This window comes from Brevundimonas viscosa (assembly GCF_900116065.1).
Classification (GTDB): domain Bacteria; phylum Pseudomonadota; class Alphaproteobacteria; order Caulobacterales; family Caulobacteraceae; genus Brevundimonas; species Brevundimonas viscosa.
The window spans coordinates 247,886-262,824 of the sequence record NZ_FOZV01000003.1 but is presented as its reverse complement, the minus strand read 5'-3'; the positions used below and the strand labels follow the sequence as shown (position 1 = coordinate 262,824).

General features: G+C 72.1%; 15 protein-coding genes. 8 read left to right on the top strand and 7 right to left on the bottom strand.

Translation table 11 applies throughout. The features are described from left to right. Positions 1–11: 11 nt before the first annotated feature. From BM333_RS07735 to BM333_RS07720, 4 genes are all read left to right on the top strand, one after another. Positions 12–602, top strand: coding sequence for an EF-hand domain-containing protein (locus BM333_RS07735; protein WP_177221830.1), 591 nt, complete (start codon positions 12–14; stop codon positions 600–602). Between the two features lie 65 nt (positions 603–667). After that, positions 668–1,231: an RNA polymerase sigma factor gene (locus BM333_RS07730; RefSeq protein WP_092309320.1), complete on the top strand. Its 564-nt coding sequence runs from the start codon at positions 668–670 to the stop codon at positions 1,229–1,231. A 2-nt stretch (positions 1,232–1,233) separates the two neighbouring features. Further along, entirely contained in the window at positions 1,234–1,665 is a 432-nt protein-coding gene (locus BM333_RS07725; protein ID WP_245777188.1) for a hypothetical protein, read from the top strand. Beyond that, the gene (locus BM333_RS07720) at positions 1,662–2,171 is read left to right on the top strand and encodes a periplasmic heavy metal sensor (protein WP_092309317.1); all 510 of its coding nucleotides are present in this window, start codon (positions 1,662–1,664) and stop codon (positions 2,169–2,171) included. Before BM333_RS07725 ends, BM333_RS07720 begins: the two co-directional genes overlap by 4 nt. Here the strand turns inward: BM333_RS07720 and BM333_RS07715 are convergent. From BM333_RS07715 to BM333_RS07705, 3 genes are all read right to left on the bottom strand, one after another. Further along, on the bottom strand, positions 2,168–4,024 hold the full coding sequence (locus BM333_RS07715; RefSeq protein ID WP_245777187.1) for a PAS domain-containing sensor histidine kinase: 1,857 nt from the start codon (positions 4,022–4,024) through the stop codon (positions 2,168–2,170). The genes BM333_RS07720 and BM333_RS07715 overlap by 4 nt on opposite strands. Before the next feature lie 90 nt (positions 4,025–4,114). Next, the gene (locus BM333_RS07710; protein WP_092309314.1) at positions 4,115–4,684 is read right to left on the bottom strand and encodes a hypothetical protein; all 570 of its coding nucleotides are present in this window, start codon (positions 4,682–4,684) and stop codon (positions 4,115–4,117) included. 81 nt (positions 4,685–4,765) lie between these two features. Next, positions 4,766–5,176, bottom strand: a complete 411-nt coding sequence (locus BM333_RS07705; RefSeq protein ID WP_092309310.1) for a CBS domain-containing protein — start codon at positions 5,174–5,176, stop codon at positions 4,766–4,768. Between the two features lie 116 nt (positions 5,177–5,292). Here BM333_RS07705 and amaB point away from each other — a divergent pair, with 116 nt between their 5' ends. After that, positions 5,293–6,789: an L-piperidine-6-carboxylate dehydrogenase gene (amaB, locus tag BM333_RS07700; protein ID WP_092309307.1), complete on the top strand. Its 1,497-nt coding sequence runs from the start codon at positions 5,293–5,295 to the stop codon at positions 6,787–6,789. A 263-nt stretch (positions 6,790–7,052) separates the two neighbouring features. Here amaB and BM333_RS07695 read toward each other — a convergent pair whose 3' ends face one another. After that, the gene (locus BM333_RS07695) at positions 7,053–8,258 is read right to left on the bottom strand and encodes a winged helix-turn-helix domain-containing protein (RefSeq protein WP_092309304.1); all 1,206 of its coding nucleotides are present in this window, start codon (positions 8,256–8,258) and stop codon (positions 7,053–7,055) included. A 13-nt stretch (positions 8,259–8,271) separates the two neighbouring features. Further along, complete coding sequence (locus tag BM333_RS07690) at positions 8,272–10,101, bottom strand: vWA domain-containing protein (RefSeq protein ID WP_092309301.1); 1,830 nt, start codon at positions 10,099–10,101, stop codon at positions 8,272–8,274. Positions 10,102–10,247: 146 nt separating this feature from the next. Here BM333_RS07690 and BM333_RS07685 point away from each other — a divergent pair, with 146 nt between their 5' ends. Next, positions 10,248–12,113, top strand: coding sequence for a monovalent cation:proton antiporter-2 (CPA2) family protein (locus BM333_RS07685; protein WP_092309298.1), 1,866 nt, complete (start codon positions 10,248–10,250; stop codon positions 12,111–12,113). Between the two features lie 33 nt (positions 12,114–12,146). Here the strand turns inward: BM333_RS07685 and BM333_RS07680 are convergent, their stop codons facing one another. Beyond that, positions 12,147–12,716, bottom strand: a complete 570-nt coding sequence (locus BM333_RS07680; protein WP_092309295.1) for a DUF4142 domain-containing protein — start codon at positions 12,714–12,716, stop codon at positions 12,147–12,149. Between the two features lie 96 nt (positions 12,717–12,812). On the opposite strand from BM333_RS07680, the gene dusA reads away from it, so the two are divergent. Both dusA and BM333_RS07670 read left to right on the top strand, forming a co-directional pair. Next, entirely contained in the window at positions 12,813–13,823 is a 1,011-nt protein-coding gene (gene dusA, locus BM333_RS07675) for a tRNA dihydrouridine(20/20a) synthase DusA (RefSeq protein WP_092309292.1), read from the top strand. Between the two features lie 108 nt (positions 13,824–13,931). Continuing rightward, positions 13,932–14,240, top strand: a complete 309-nt coding sequence (locus BM333_RS07670) for a hypothetical protein (RefSeq protein ID WP_092309289.1) — start codon at positions 13,932–13,934, stop codon at positions 14,238–14,240. Here the strand turns inward: BM333_RS07670 and BM333_RS07665 are convergent. Then, entirely contained in the window at positions 14,237–14,863 is a 627-nt protein-coding gene (locus BM333_RS07665) for a DUF4126 domain-containing protein (RefSeq protein WP_092309286.1), read from the bottom strand. The two genes, BM333_RS07670 and BM333_RS07665, sit on opposite strands and share 4 nt — an antisense overlap. Positions 14,864–14,939: the final 76 nt, after the last annotated feature.

Below are 14,939 nucleotides of genomic sequence, written 5' to 3'. Positions count from 1 at the left end.
AGATCATCGGAATGAACAGGACTTCACTGCTCGGCGGCCTCGCCGCCCTCGCCCTCATCGCCGTCGGCGGCGTCGCCGTCGCCCAGCAGGCGACGAACCGTCCCGCCGCTCCGACCATGCGCGCCGACGCCGACGGCGATGGCCGCCTCAGCCAGGCGGAGTTCGTCGGTCGTCGCCTCGACCGGCTGCGCGCCGCCGATGCGAACGGCGACGGCTCGGTCAGCATGGAGGAGCGCCAGGCGATGCGTCAGGCGCACCGCGCCGCCCGCGCCGACGCCCGCTTCGACCGCCTGGACGCCGACAACAACGGAGCCATCAGTCGCGCCGAGTTCGATGCCGCCCACGCCGCGAGCGGCGACCGCGGCCCGCGCGGCATGCGCGGCCGTCACGGCGGCGGCGCCCACGCCGGCATGCGCGCGGCCGGCCCGGTCGAGATCGCGGGGATCGAATCCCGCGCCGTTGAGGCCTTCGCCCGCCTCGACGCCGACCGTGACGGCTATCTGGCGGTCGAGGAGCGCCGGGTCGGTCGGCACGGCATGCGCGGGCATGGGCGCGGCCACATGGCTCCGCAGGCGTCGCCGCCGGCGCCGTCTTCGGAGTAAGGAGATGGCGGGCCCGGCGGTCAGCGACCTCGCAGCCCTCACGATGACTGTCGCACGAGGGACGTTTGGCGCCGATCGCCGACCCGGACGAGGATCTGGTGCGCCGCGTGGGTCAGGGCGACCCCGCGGCCATCCAGGCCATGGTGGCGCGCAAGCTGCCCCGCATGCTGGCGCTGGCCCAACGCATGCTGGGCGATCCGGTCGAGGCCGAGGACGTCGCCCAGGAGGCGATGCTGCGCGCCTGGCGACAGGCGCCGCGCTGGACGCCGGGCAAGGCGAAGTTCGACACCTGGCTGCACCGGGTGGCCCTGAACCTCTGCTACGATCGCCTGCGCCGCCGCCGGGAAGTCCCGACCGATGCGCCGCCGGATCGCCCGGATCCGGGGCCTGCCCCCGACCGGGGCCTGCTCGCCGCGGAGACGGGGTTCCGCGTCGACGCCGCGCTGGCGCGTTTGCCGGACCGTCAGCGGGAGGCCATCGTGCTGTGCCATTACCAGGAGCTGACCAACATCGAGGCCGCCGCCCTGATGGAGGTCAGCGTCGAGGCGCTGGAGAGCCTGCTGTCGCGTGGACGGCGGGCGTTGAGGATCGCCCTGGCCGACCTGCGGCCGGGGACTGAAGGAGCGTGAGGATGATGACTGCGGAACGTTTTCTCGCCCTGGTCGCCGCCTGGGGCGCCGACGTCCGGCGCTGGCCGGCCGGGGAGCGCGCGGCGGCCGAGGCCTTCGCGGCCGCCCGGCCTGATGTCGCGCGTCCCGCCCTGCTCGAGGCCGACGCGGTCGACGCCCTGTTGCACGCCTCGCGCGTCGCGGCGCCGTCGGCGTCGCTGCGGGATCGGGTGATGGCGTCGGCGGTGGAGGCCGGGCTGCACGTCCGTCGCGGCGGCCGGCGCTGGCTCGACCGCTTCGGCCTGGCGCTCGGGGCCGGCTGGGCCGCAGCGGCCTGTGCGGGCGTAGCGGCCGGGGTCATGCTCGGCGCCCACCTCACCGCCGACGTCGAGGCCGACGCCATCCTTTACCAGGCCTCCCTGCTCGGTGTTGACGACACGGAAGTGCTGGGATGAGCGGACGGACGCTGAAGATCCTGCTCGCCGCCTCGGTCGCGCTCAACCTCCTGGCCCTTGTGGCGGGAGCCACCGCCACCGTCTGGGTGCGATCTGTCCAGGCTCGCATCGAGGCCGCTGACCGCCCCTCGCGCGAGCGCCCGCCGATGATGGCCATGGTGGCCGGGGTGGATTCCGACGTGCGCCAGCGCGTGCAGGAGACGCTCCGCGCCTCCGCCCGGGCGGCGCGGCCGGACTTCGAGGAGTCTCGCCTCAGGCGTCGCGAGGCCATCGCCCTGGTCCGCTCGGAGGACTTCGACCCCGTCCGTGCCCGCGCCCTGCTCGAGCAGTCGCGCGCCGCCGAATTGCGCGGCAGGGCGCGGCTGGAGTCGGACGCGGTGGGCCTGCTGGAGACCCTCGAGCCGGACGATCGGACCGTTCTCGCGCCGATCCTGACCCGGCGGGGCCGCTTCGCGGCGCGGGGACCACGTTCCGACGACGGGCAGGCCCCGGCCGGGAAGTCCTAGGCCGCCGCCCGCGTACGGGCCTCGCTCTCGGACGGGTCGGCGGCGGGGCGTCGCATCGGCAGCTCGAAGCTGACCGTGGTTCCATGGCCGGGCTCGCTCTCGATTGTCAGCCGTCCGCCGTGCAGGTCGACCAGCGACTTGGTCAGCGCCAGGCCCAGCCCGGTGCCCTGGGTGGTCTTGGAATGCTGCCCCTCGACCTGTTCGAAGGGGCGCGCCAGCCGGTCTAGATCCTCGGGCGCGATGCCGATGCCGGTATCGGTCACCGCCACCCGCATGCGGTCGTCGTCCAGTTGCGACAGGGCGATGACGATGTCGCCGCCCTCGGGCGTGAACTTCACGGCGTTCGAGACGAGGTTCAGAAGCACCTGCTTCAGCCCGCGGTGATCGGCCTCCACGTCCGGCAACTCGGGCGCGTCGACCACCAGGTTCAGCCCCGCCTCCTGGATCCGGCCGCGCATCAGCCGTGCGGCGTCCTCGACCACCTCTTTCAGCGACACCCGCTCGTAGTGCAGCGTCATCTTCCCGGCCTCGATCTTGGCCATGTCGAGGATGTCGTTGATCAGGCTGAGCAGATGCTGGCCGGACTTGAGGATGTCCGCGGCGTACCCCTTGTAGCGCGGGTCGCCCAGCGGCCCGAACATCTCCCCGGCCATGATCTCCGAGAAGCCGTTGATGGCGTTCAGCGGTGTGCGCAGCTCATGGCTCATGTTGGCGAGGAATTCGGATTTGGCCTGGTTGGCCGCCTCGGCCCGCGTCATCGCCACCTCGTACTTCCGGGCGAGATGCGAAAGTTCCTCCTCGCTCTGCTCCAGCTCCGAAATGGTGGCGTGGAGCCGTTCCGTCGCCCGCTGGCGTTCGGCCTCCTTCTGCTTGATCGCCGTGATGTCGGCCGCCGACACGACCGAGCCCCCGTCGGAGGTGAAACGCTCGACCAGCTGCAGCCAGCGGCCGTCGTGCAACTCCACCTCGCGGGCGCCGGCGCGGCCGCCGGTCGCCGGCTGGTCCGAGCGAATGGCCAGCGCCGCGATGCGGTTCAGGTCCGCCTTCAGCGCGCCCTTGCGCAGCACCCCGGCCTCGAAGCCGAAGGCGTCCTGAAAGGCCTGGTTGCACAGGATCAGCCGGCCGTGCCGATCGAACAGCACGAAGGCGTCCGAGACGCTCTCGATGCCGTCGCGCAGCCGGCTCTCGGCGGCCTGGGCCTGGGCCTTGGCCCGGCGCGCCTCGGTGGTGTCCAGCGCGATGCCGAGGATGGAGGAGAAGCCCTCGTCGCCGCGATCGCCACGGGCCTGCCCGCGGGCGTCGATCCAGCGCGCTCTCCCCTGCGGATCGGGCACCGGGAAGCTGACCTCGAACACCCCGTAGGTCTGGGCCTGGCGCAGGGCGTGGGAGAAGGCGTCGCGATAGCGCGGGTGCACGCGGTCCAGGAACTGGTGCACCGGGGCCGGGCCGCTGCGCTCGAGACCCATCAGTTCGGCCATGTAGTCGGAGACGGTGACCACGCCGGCGTCGACGTCCCATTCCCAGACGCCGCAGCGCGCGGCTTCCACGGCGCCGCGAAAGCGCCGTTCCGAGGCCGCCCACTCCCGGCTGATGCCGAGCTGGCGCTGCTCCATGAGGAAGACGACGACGAGGGTGAACAGGCCGATGCCGACCGGCGGTCCCAGCACCCACAGGTCGGCGAGGCTGACGCCGTCAGGGCTGGGCCCGGCGACGTCGCGGGCCACCAGCAGCACGTGGGCGGCGATGGCCAGAACCAGTGCGTAGATGGCGATGCGAAGCCAGGCCGGCGGACCCTTCTCGCGGTCGGCGGCCCGTCGTCCCTGCGGTGTTATGCGGCGGTCTTCACCCCGCAAGGCGCTCTCCCGGACGATTCGACGACGATGGCTGAATCTAGGCTGCGTCGCGGATTCGTGTCGAGGACGGTTATCCTCCCATCAACCGTTTCAGGCGGCGCGATGGGTCGGCGTCGCGCCTTCGGCGGCGGGCGGCGCCAGAACGTCGGTGACCGTCTTCAGGATTTCGCGGGCCTCGCGGGCCATCGCCTGGACCTCGGGCGGCGCATCTTCCGGCGACTCGTCCACGGCCGCGGTCAGCCGCTCCGCCAGGGCCATCAGCCGCGGCGCGGCGGCGATCAGGCGCGCCTGGAATTCGATCTGTTCCGGGTCGCGGTCGTATTCTGCGCCCGGCACCCGCCAGCCGCCCCAGTCGGCCTTGTCGGTGACAACCACCGGATAGGTGCCCGGGAAGGGGTGATGGGCGGTGTCCTCGGCCGTCTGCCACTTGTTGCGGGCCCGCATCAATCGCCAGCTCTGTCCGGCCGCCGCGGCCGGGTCTTCGACCGGCAGCATCAGCTCATGGCCCAGGAATTCGCGGCCCAGCCCGACGTCGTAGGTGACGCGGACCGGCTCCTCGAAGCCCTTGGCCCAGACCGGCTGGACCTTCTCGATCTGGGCCCAGGCGCCGACGCACTCGACCCAGACCTTCTGGCCCTTCTGGAATTGCGCGCGCGCCATGCCTTGCTCCGTCTATCGCGGAGACAAGGATGGCGCGTCGCGGTGAACGCCGGGTTTGGCGACAGGGTTAACCGCCGCTTGTCAGGGCCGGGAGATGTCTTCCAGCGCCTCGCCGGCGTACTTCTCCTTCACCCGGGTCGACAGGTCGCCCAGCGAGACCACGCCCACCAGACGGTCGTCCTTGTCCAGCACCGGCAGACGGCGGATCTGGCGCGATCCCATGGCCTCCAGCACATCCTTCAGGTCGTCGTCGGCCCGGGCCGTGTGCGGGTCGCGGGTGATGTACTCGACCACCGGAGCCGAACTGGCCGCGCCCTCGGCGATGGCCCGGATGCAGATGTCGCGGTCGGTGACGGTTCCGATCAGCCGGTCCCCGTCGGCCACCGGCATGAAGCCGAAGTCGCCGTCGCGCATGCGTGTCGCCACCTGCTGCAGGCTGTCGCCGGGCCGCGCCACCTGCACGTCCTTGCTCATCACGTCGCGTACTTTCATCGCAGCCTCTCCTTGAGTGTCGGGGTCGGCGACAGAACCCCCGGTACGGGAGCCGGTTCCGCTTCCGCCGGCGGCCGCCCCGGGCTAGACCGCCCCGGCGGATCACGGAGGGCGCGATGACGGCTGCGAACGAGGCGAGGACCATTCTCGAGCGGCTGGGCGCCGGCGGTCCCATCTGGAGCTCGGACGGGCTCGAGGTCCGGTCCCCGATCGACGGCTCGACCGCGGGCCGGCTCGCCGAGACCGCGGACCTCGAACCGGTCGTCGCCCGCGCCGTGGAGGCGTTCCACGCCTGGCGGCGGGTCCCCGCGCCGCGTCGCGGCGAGCTGGTCCGCCTGTTCGGCGATGAGCTGCGCGCCGCGAAGGACGACCTCGCCCGCCTGGTCACCCTCGAGGCCGGCAAGATCGTCTCCGAGGGCCTCGGCGAGGTGCAGGAGATGATCGACGTCTGCGACTTCGCGGTCGGCCTGTCGCGCCAGCTCTACGGCCTGACCCTGCCCAGCGAGCGTCCCGGTCACCACATGCGCGAGACGTGGCAGCCGCTGGGGCCGGTGCTGGTCATCTCGGCCTTCAACTTCCCGGTCGCGGTGTGGGCGTGGAACGCCTGCCTCGCCCTCGTCTGCGGCGACCCGGTGATCTGGAAGCCGTCCGAGAAGACCCCGCTCACGGCGCTGGCGACCCAGGCTGTGTTCCAGCGCGCCCTGGCCCGCTTCGGCGACGCTCCGGAAGGCCTGTCCCAGGTGGTCGTCGGCGGTCGCGACGCCGGCGAGGCGCTGGCCGCCGACCCGCGCATTCCGCTGGTGTCCGCCACCGGCTCGACCCGCATGGGCCGGGCGGTGGCCCAGACCGTCGCCGGCCGACTCGGCCGCTCCCTGCTGGAGCTCGGCGGCAACAACGCCATGATCGTCGCGCCCTCCGCCGATCTGGAGATGGCGGTGCGGGCCGTCGCCTTCTCCGCCGTCGGGACCTGCGGTCAGCGCTGCACCTCGCTGCGCCGCCTGCTGGTGCACGAGAGCGTCGCGGACGCCCTCGTGGCCCGCCTGAAGGCCGCCTACGAGAGCCTGCCGATCGGGGATCCGCGCGAGGACGGGGTGCTGGTCGGCCCACTGATCGACGCCGCCGCCGCCGAAGCCTTCGAGGCGTCGCTGGCCCGGGCGGCGGAGCAGGGCGGGGAGGTCGTCACCGGCGGCGGCCGTCTCGATCGGGACGGAATCTACATCCGCCCCGCCATCGTGCGCATGCCGGCGCAGACGGAGGTGGTCATGCACGAGACCTTCGCGCCCATCCTCTACGTCCTGACCTGGTCCGACTTCGACCAGGCCGTCCAGATGCAGAACGCCGTCCCGCAGGGGCTCTCGTCCTGCGTCTTCACCGACAGCGTCCGCGAGGCCGAGCAATTCCTCTCCGCCTGGGGCTCCGATTGCGGCATCGCCAACGTCAACATCGGCCCCTCGGGGGCCGAGATCGGCGGGGCCTTCGGCGGCGAGAAGGACACCGGCGGCGGCCGCGAGTCGGGTTCCGACGCCTGGAAGGCCTATATGCGCCGCCAGACCCAGACGGTGAATTTCAGCCGCGACCTGCCGCTGGCCCAGGGGGTGCGGTTCGAGGTGTGAGCCGGTTTCCCCGACCGGCTCCTGTCACGATTTTCGGGGCGCCAAACGTGCCAACGTGACAGGCGAACGCTGGAAAAACAGAGGCGTGGCGGCTGACCGTGACAGGGTGGTCGCCGCGTTATCGGAAATCATCGTCAGCGCGGCTGCCCGTCGCGCCGGTCGCAGATTGTCAAAGACCCCCCGACGCCAAGGCGCCGCACGCCGCGGACATGGGCAGGACCCGACCGTGGCTCAAGAGGTCGATGTGAAAATAATCCTACAGCTCAGGCCGCGTCGCGAATCATGAAGGGCAGAGCCGCGGCGAGGTCGCCCTTTCCGGCCATCTCGACCCGCTCCAGCCCCAGCCATCCGGCCATCCTTCGCAGCTCCGCCGCCAGCCGATCCGGCGTCTCCGCCGTCGTGTCCGGCTCGCGCCACGCCGCCTGGACCCGCAGCACGCCGGCCTGCCGGTCCGCCTTCAGGTCGACGCGCGCGGTGATCGCCTCGTCCTCGAGGAAGGGCAGGACGTAGTAGCCGTGCGTCCGCTTGTGGGCCGGGGTGTAGATCTCCAGCCGCACCCGCGCGCCGAACAGCCGCTGGGCGCGGTCCCGGGTCCAGATCAGGTTGTCGAACGGCGAAAGCAGGGCGTCGCCCGTGACCTTTCGCGGCCGCCGTGTATCGGGCCACAGCCATGCCGTCCGGCCCCAGCCCTTGACGTGCACGGGCGCCAGCTCGCCCGCCTCGGCCAGCTCCGCCACCCGCCCCCGCGCATCGGCCAGCGGCAGCCGGAAGTAGTCCCGCAGGTCGGCCTCGGTCGCCACCCCCAGCGCCCGCGCCGCGATGCGCACCAGCTCGCGCTGGGCGTCCGCCTCATCCGGCGTCGGCGTCTCCACCACCGCCCGGGGCAGGGCGCGCTCCGTCAGGTCATAGACCCGCTCGAAGCCGCGTCGGGTTCGTGTGGTGATCAGCCCGGCCCAGAACAGCCATTCCAGCGCCCGCTTGCCGTCCGACCACGACCACCAGCCGGGCGCCCCGCGCGGGCCTTCCGCGAAGTCGCCGCCGGTGACCGGCCCCCGCCGCTCGATCTCCTTCAGCACCTCCGCGATGTAGTCCGCCCGCTCGCGTCCGAACCGCGCCACCCCGCTCCAGATGCCTTCGCCCGCCTGCGCCCGCGCCATGCGCCAGCGCAGCAGCGGCTGGCTCTCCACCGGCAGCAGCGACGCCTCGTGGCCCCAGTACTCGAACAGGCCCCGCCGGCCGCCCCAGGCCTCGGCCTCCAGCGCCTCGCGCGGATAGTCGCCCAGCCGCGAGAAGCCGGGCAGGTAATGGGTCCGCGCCAGCACATTGACGCTGTCGATCTGGACCACGCCGAGCCTGCGGACGAGGTCGCGGACGTGCCTTCGGCCGGGCGCCGCGGGCGGCGTCCGGCCGAAGCCCTGGGCGGCCAGGGCGATGCGGCGGGCGGTTGCGGGGGAGAGGGTCTCGGTCACCCCCGATCACATACTACGGCCTCGCCTGCGCCGGCAGCTCCGACGCCGCGCGGACCAGCTGCACGAACTCCGCCCGTTCGCCGTACGGGTCTTCGCCCCGCGCCCCCTGCGCCTGCTCGAGGATCTCGCTCCAGCCGTAGTCGGCCGGCATCCACGGGTCGGCGCGCAGCTTCTGGCCGAAGGCCGCCACCGCCAACGCCCAACGCGTGCTTTCGGGCGGCTGCGCCGAAACCGGCCCCGAGGCGCGGTTCGCCACCACCTGCTGGATCAGCCGGGAGCTGTCCTCGCCCGGCCGCTTGTAACGCACCTGAACGAAGCCGATCTCGCCCGCCGGATCGCCGCCGCCCACCCCGATGCGGTTCTGGTCGTAGCGCCGCTCGGGGATCTGGCTGGGTCCGCCCACCGGGGTGATCTCGTACAGCGCCGTGACCGAGGCGCCCGACCCCACCTCGCCGGCGTCGACGCGGTCGTTGGCGAAGTCGGCCTCGTCCAGCAGCCGGGTCTCGTAGCCGATCAGCCGGTACTCGGCGACGCGGGCCGGGTTGAACTCGACCTGGATCTTGACGTCGTCGGCGATGGGGAAGGCTCCGCGGTCGAACATCGGCCCGAACAGCCGCCGCGCCTCGTTGAGGTCGTCCACGTAGGCCGCCGTTCCGTTGCCGGCCTGGGCGATGGTCTGCATGCGGGCGTCCTGGTAGTTGCCGCGCCCGAAGCCGTAGACCGACAGGTAGATGCCCGTCTCCCGCTTCGCCGCGACATAGTCCTCCAGCCGCATGTCGTCGGTGACCCCGACGTTGAAGTCGCCGTCGGTGAACATCAGGATGCGGTTGACCCGGTCGCGGGCGAAGCTGGCCTGGGCCTGGTCGTAGGCGTTGGTCATGCCGGTCGCCCCCGCCGTGCCGCCCGAGGCGTAGAGGCTGGCCACGGCGCAGCGGATCTTCAGCTTCTGGTCGCCCGGCGTCGGCGCCAGCGTCGTTCCGGCCCCTTCCGCGTAATAGGTCACCGCCACCGTGTCCTGCGGCCGCAGCCGGTCGATGATCAGGTTCATCGAGCGCTGGGCCAGCGCCAGCTTGTCCGGGCTGTTCATCGAGCCCGAGACGTCGACGAGGAAGGTCAGGTTCAACGGCCGCCGCTCGCCCTCCGGCAGCTCGTAGCCCTGCAGCCCGACATGGACGACCTGCCGCCCCGGCGCCCAGGGCGCGGCGGCCACGGTGGTGTGGATGGCGAACGGCTCGTCGGCCGACCGCGGCCGCGCATAGCCATAGTCGAAGTAGTTGATCAGCTCCTCGACCCGCACCGCATCCACCGGCGGCGCCCGGCCCTCGTCGATGAAGCGGCGCACGTTGGAATAGCTGGCCGTGTCCACGTCGATGGAGAAGGTCGACACCGGCTCTTCGGCGACCCGACGGACCGGGTTCGGCGTGGCGTCCGGGTAGCGTTCGGTGTCGATCCGGGCAGGGGCCGGCACGGTGGAGTTGCTCAGGGACGGGATGCGCGAGCCGGTGACCCCAATCGCCTCCGGAGCCGCCATGACGGGGGGCGGCGGAGGCGGCGGCGGCGGCATCGGAGGCGGCGGGGGAGGGGTTGGCGGCGTGGCGGGGGCGAGACGGTCTTCCTTTTTCGTGGGAAGGATCGGTCGCGTCACCGAGGGGGGGACCGGCCGCGGGGGTGCGGACCGCTCCTCGGGCAGGACGAAGCCGTAGGCGCGGCAGGCGGCGGGCGTAGCGTCGCCGTCCTGCGCCGCCGATGCGGGGGCCGCGGCGGCCGGTTGAACGGTCGCAGGCGCCGCCAGCGCCAGGCACAGCAGCGCCGCCGTAGCGGACCTTCCTCGATCGTGCGTCATTCCGACCTCCCTAGATTTTCAAACCTCATCAGCGGCGCAGCATCGGACCAAACTGTGGCCTTGGCCCCTGACGAAGCCTGATGTCCGGGCTGGCGCGCTGCCGACCGCGCCCCCACTATGCACGATCTCGGACGGAGGGGGCGGCGATGGCGGAACCGACCGGCGGACTGGAGCTGGGCCATGTCGCGGCCCTGCTGGGGGCGGCGGTGGTCGCCGTGCCGCTGTTCCGCCGCCTGAAGCTGGGCTCGGTGCTCGGCTACCTGGCCGCCGGCCTCGCCATCGGCCCCTTCGGCGTCGGCCTGTTCCGCGAGCCGGAGACCATCCTCCACGTCGCCGAGTTCGGCGTGGTGATCTTCCTGTTCATCATCGGTCTGGAGATGCGGCCGTCGCGCCTATGGGGCCTCCGGCGGGAGATATTCGGCCTCGGCGCCGCCCAGGTGGCGGTCGCCGCCCTGCTGCTGACCTTCACCGGCATGGCCGCCGGGCTCAGCGCGCCGGTGGCGTTCGTCATCGCCTCCGGCTTCGTGCTCAGTTCGACCGCGGTGATCATGCAGATGCTCGACGAGCGCGGCGAACTGGCCAGCCCGCAGGGCCAGCGCGCCGTCTCCATCCTGCTGCTCGAGGACCTGGCCATCGTCCCTCTGCTGGCGGTGGTGGCGGTGCTCGCCTCGGCCATGGGTCTGGCGGGCGAGGCGGGCCCGCCCCTCTGGCGTACCCTCGGCCTCGCCGCCGGCGCCGTGGTGCTGGTCTTCGTGTCCGGCCGCTACCTGATAAACCCGGTGTTCCGCATCCTCGCCCGGTACGGCGGACGCGAGGTGATGACCGCCGCGGCCCTGCTGGTCGTCGTCGGGGCGGCCTGGCTGATGAATCTCGGCGGCCTGTCCATGGCCATGGGCGCCTTCCTCGCCGGGGTGCTGCTGTCCGAATCCAGCTTCCGGCATCAGCTGGAGGCCGATGTCGAGCCGTTCCGCGCCATCCTGCTGGGCCTGTTCTTCCTCAGCGTCGGCATGTCGCTCGACCTCGGCGTGGTGCTGGCCCGGTGGGAGGTGATCCTCGGCGGAGTCATCGCCTTCATGGCCGTCAAGGCGATGGCCATCTACGGCGTCGCCCGTCTCTTCCGCGCCCGGGAACGCGAGGCGGTGGAGCGCGCGGTGCTATTCGCCCAGGGCGGGGAGTTCGCCTTCGTGCTCTACGCGGCCGCCCTGTCAGCCGGCCTGTTCGACGCCCGGATCGCAGCCTCGGCGACGGCGATCGTCATCCTGTCGATGGTGCTGACGCCGCTGACCACCCTGGCGGTCGGCCGCTTCATGCCGCCGGACGCCATCGACCCTGAGGCCGCCGACGGAGTCGACCGCGCCCGCGACCTGCGCGAGCGGGTGCTGATCATCGGCTTCGGCCGCTTCGCGCAGGTGGTTTCACAGCCGCTGCTGGCCCGCGACGTCGATGTCTCGATCATCGATCTGGACGTCGAGATGATCCAGGCGGCGGGGGACTTCGGCTTCAAGGTCTACTATGGCGACGGCGCCCGGCTCGACGTGCTGCGCGCCTCCGGCGCCGGCGAGGCCGAGACCATCCTCGTCTGCGTCGACAGACCAGAGGTCGCCGATCGCATCGTCGAACTGGTCAAGGCCGAGTTCCCGCTGACGAAGCTGTTCGTCCGCGCCTTCGACCGCGGCCACGCCATCCGCCTGGTCCAGGCCGGCGTCGACTACCAGGTCCGGGAGACCTTCGAGAGCGCCGTGGCTTTCGGCCGCGAGGTGCTGCTTGACCTCGGCTTCTCCGAAGTCCAGGTCGACGAGACCATCTCCGACGTGCGGAAGCGGGACGAGGAGCGGTTCACCCTGCAACTGGCGGAGGGCGACATCACCGCCGGCCGCCACCTGATGCGCGGCAACATCGCCACCACCCGCCCGGAGCCCTGGGTCCGGCCGCGCCGCGAGGGACGGGCGCTCAACGAGGAGGCCGCCGAGGCGCTGGCCGAGGACGACGCACGCGAAAAGGCCGGCGCCTGACGACGCCGGCCGGTTTCCGCCAGGCGGAGGTGATTACATCGAGCCCTGGATCTGCTGGGCGCGCTCCAGGTGAGCCTGGATCTTGGGCAGCACGCTGCGCGCGTGGGCGGCCAGCGGCGAGTCCTGGTCCTGGAAGCCGCTGTGCAGCGTCACCGCCTCCTGGTGGGCGGCGACCTGCTGGTCGATCCAGGTGCGGTCGAAGCTCTCGGCCGAGGCCGAGCGCAGGTTGTCGATCAGGCCCTGGCGACGCTCGTCGAGCGCGGTCGGCGCCTCGGCGTCGGGGGCGGCCTGCGGCAGCATGCCCTTCATGGCGTTGGAGGCGGCGGTGTGGTCGGTCTTGATCATCGTCGCCAGCTCGCGAACCTGGGCGTTCTGGGTGCGCTCGAGGGCGATGTCGGCGGCCATGATCTCGTACATGTCGCCCATGGCGGCGTTGGAGATGTAGCCGGCCTGGGTGTTGGAGCCCATGGTGGCGGCCGACATCTGGCCGACCGGCCCGGCGGCCATGTCCTGGGCCTTGTCGACGACCTCGGGGCTGCGTTCCTGCTGACACGCGGCCAGAAGGGCGGCGCACGCGGCGCCGGCGAGAAGCGTTCTGATCATGGTTTCCTCCGTGGGATGACCGCGGAAACACGGCGGGAACGGCGAGGGTTCCCCGATTGGCGCACTCCCGCCGTTTCGGTGTATGGAGCCCGCCCGATGGACCGACGCCTCTCGATCGCCCCGATGATGGACTGGACCGACCGGCACTGCCGGGCGTTCCACCGCGCCCTCACGACCCGGGCCCTGCTCTACACCGAGATGGTCACCGCCCCGGCCGTGATCCACGGCGACCGCGAGCGCCTGCTGGGCTTCGATCCGGTCGAGCATCCGGTGGCCCTGCAACTGGGAGGCTCCGACCCGGCCGAGCTGGCCGAGGCGGCCCGCATCGGCGAGGGCTTCGGCTACGACGAGATCAACCTCAACGTCGGCTGCCCGTCCGACCGGGTCCAGTCCGGCCGCTTCGGGGCCTGCCTGATGAAGGAGCCGGGGCTGGTCGCCGAGTGCATGGCGGCGATCCGGGAGGCGGTCCCGGTTCCGGCCACGGTCAAGTGCCGCATCGGCGTCGACGATCAGGATCCCGAAGCCGCGCTGTTCTCACTGGTCGACGCCTGCGACGCCGTGGGCGTCAATGTCTTCATCATCCACGCCCGCAAGGCCTGGCTGCAGGGACTTTCCCCGAAGGAGAACCGGGACGTGCCCCCGCTCGACTACGGTCTGGTCCGGCGCCTGAAGCGCGAGCGTCCGCACCTGTCGATCAGCCTCAACGGGGGCGTCGCCTCGCTGGCCGAGGCCGAGGCGCATCTCGACGCGGCCGACGCCGTGCAGCTGGACGGCGTCATGCTGGGCCGCGCCGCCTATCACGAGCCGGCCATCCTCGGCCAGGCGGACCGGCGTCTGTTCGGCGCGGCCGATGCGGACGTCGACGCCTTTCAGGCCATCGAACGGTACCGCCCCTATATGGCCGCCCGCCTCGCGGAGGGCGTCCACCTGCCGGCCATGACCCGGCACATGCTCGGCCTGATGCACGGCCGCGCCGGCGCGCGGGCCTTCCGCCGCATCCTGACGGTCGAGTCGGTGCGTCCCGGGGCCGGGCTGGACGTGCTGGACCGGGCCGTCGAGGCCGTGCGGGAGGCCGAGGCGCGCATCTCGGCACGTGCCGCGGCCTGAGGGCGAGTGAGGCCTTCAGGACACAGCCGACCCTCCCTCCACGGTTAACGGCGCGCTCTCCGGGAACGCTGCGGCGCCGCTTCGCATTGCCTCGACAGGAGCCCGCCCATGCCCAAGAGTCCGCCCAAGCCCGATCTCCGTCTCGTCCCGTCCGAGGCCGCCGTCTACGATCTGATGCGCCAGCCGGAGACCACCTCCGAGCGCGTGAAGCGGCTTCAGCTCGAGGCTCGCGCCCTCGCCGTGGAGCAGGTCGAGGCGCTGGAGAAGGTGTTGCTGCAGGCCACCGCGATGGCGAAGGAGATCGCCGACGGCGGCGACGCCTACCCCGTGGGCGCCCGCGAACTGGCCTCGCGCCTGAGCGCCGACCTGCCCGCCAAGGCCGAGACCCTGAAAGCCATCGTCGGCCGCGCCCTCTAGGCCGGGCGGGTCGTCCGGCCGTCGCGCAGCCGCCGCGCCAGCCTGAACACCACGATCGCCAGCACGATCAGCAGCACCGGCACGACGATCGGCGCCAGGAAGGCGACGATCACCGTCAGCACGGCCAGCACGTCCTCGATCAGGGACACCACGGGATTGCCCAGTCCGCCGGTGGTCGCCGTCGAGCCCACCCGGGCGCCGGTCTGCGCGGCGTTGAACGCGAGGGCTGCGGGGGCCCCGACGATGATGCCGGCGACGGCGGCGGCGGTCGGGTCGACCGCCCAGAACACGCTGCCCGCGGCCACCGCCCCGGCCACGGGACGGGTCACGTAGCCGACGGCGTTCAGCGCATGGTCGACCGCCGGAATCTTGTCTCCCGCGAACTCGGCGACCGTCGCCGTGGCCAGCGCCGCGATGGCGGGCCAGGAGACCAGCCAGTCCATCTGGTCGATCAGGCGCACCCCGAACAGCTCGAACTTCGCCGCCAGCGCCAGCATGAGCAGCGGCAGGAAGGTGCGCAGCCCGGTCGCCGAGGCCAGTCCCAGTCCCAGCAGGGCGGGCAAGACCCACGTCTGCAGCGGCCCGGCCGCGGCCCCCAGGGCGTTCAGGTCGATATCCGGCATGACGGCTCCTCCGGCCCGGCGCGACCATAATGCGCGGGAACGGCCCGGCGCTCCAACCGCTTCTCCGACGCAGAAG

Excerpts from the sequence above, each read along its gene's own strand:
- BM333_RS07735 (WP_177221830.1), top strand. The coding sequence starts at position 12 with ATGAACAGGACTTCACTGCTCGGCGGCCTCGCCGCCCTCGCCCTCATC.
- BM333_RS07725 (WP_245777188.1), top strand. The coding sequence starts at position 1,234 with ATGATGACTGCGGAACGTTTTCTCGCCCTGGTCGCCGCCTGGGGCGCC.
- BM333_RS07720 (WP_092309317.1), top strand. The coding sequence starts at position 1,662 with ATGAGCGGACGGACGCTGAAGATCCTGCTCGCCGCCTCGGTCGCGCTC.
- BM333_RS07710 (WP_092309314.1), bottom strand. The coding sequence starts at position 4,684 with ATGGCGCGCGCGCAATTCCAGAAGGGCCAGAAGGTCTGGGTCGAGTGC.
- BM333_RS07705 (WP_092309310.1), bottom strand. The coding sequence starts at position 5,176 with ATGAAAGTACGCGACGTGATGAGCAAGGACGTGCAGGTGGCGCGGCCC.
- amaB (WP_092309307.1), top strand. The coding sequence starts at position 5,293 with ATGACGGCTGCGAACGAGGCGAGGACCATTCTCGAGCGGCTGGGCGCC.
- BM333_RS07690 (WP_092309301.1), bottom strand. The coding sequence starts at position 10,101 with ATGACGCACGATCGAGGAAGGTCCGCTACGGCGGCGCTGCTGTGCCTG.
- BM333_RS07685 (WP_092309298.1), top strand. The coding sequence starts at position 10,248 with ATGGCGGAACCGACCGGCGGACTGGAGCTGGGCCATGTCGCGGCCCTG.
- BM333_RS07680 (WP_092309295.1), bottom strand. The coding sequence starts at position 12,716 with ATGATCAGAACGCTTCTCGCCGGCGCCGCGTGCGCCGCCCTTCTGGCC.
- dusA (WP_092309292.1), top strand. The coding sequence starts at position 12,813 with ATGGACCGACGCCTCTCGATCGCCCCGATGATGGACTGGACCGACCGG.
- BM333_RS07670 (WP_092309289.1), top strand. The coding sequence starts at position 13,932 with ATGCCCAAGAGTCCGCCCAAGCCCGATCTCCGTCTCGTCCCGTCCGAG.
- BM333_RS07665 (WP_092309286.1), bottom strand. The coding sequence starts at position 14,863 with ATGCCGGATATCGACCTGAACGCCCTGGGGGCCGCGGCCGGGCCGCTG.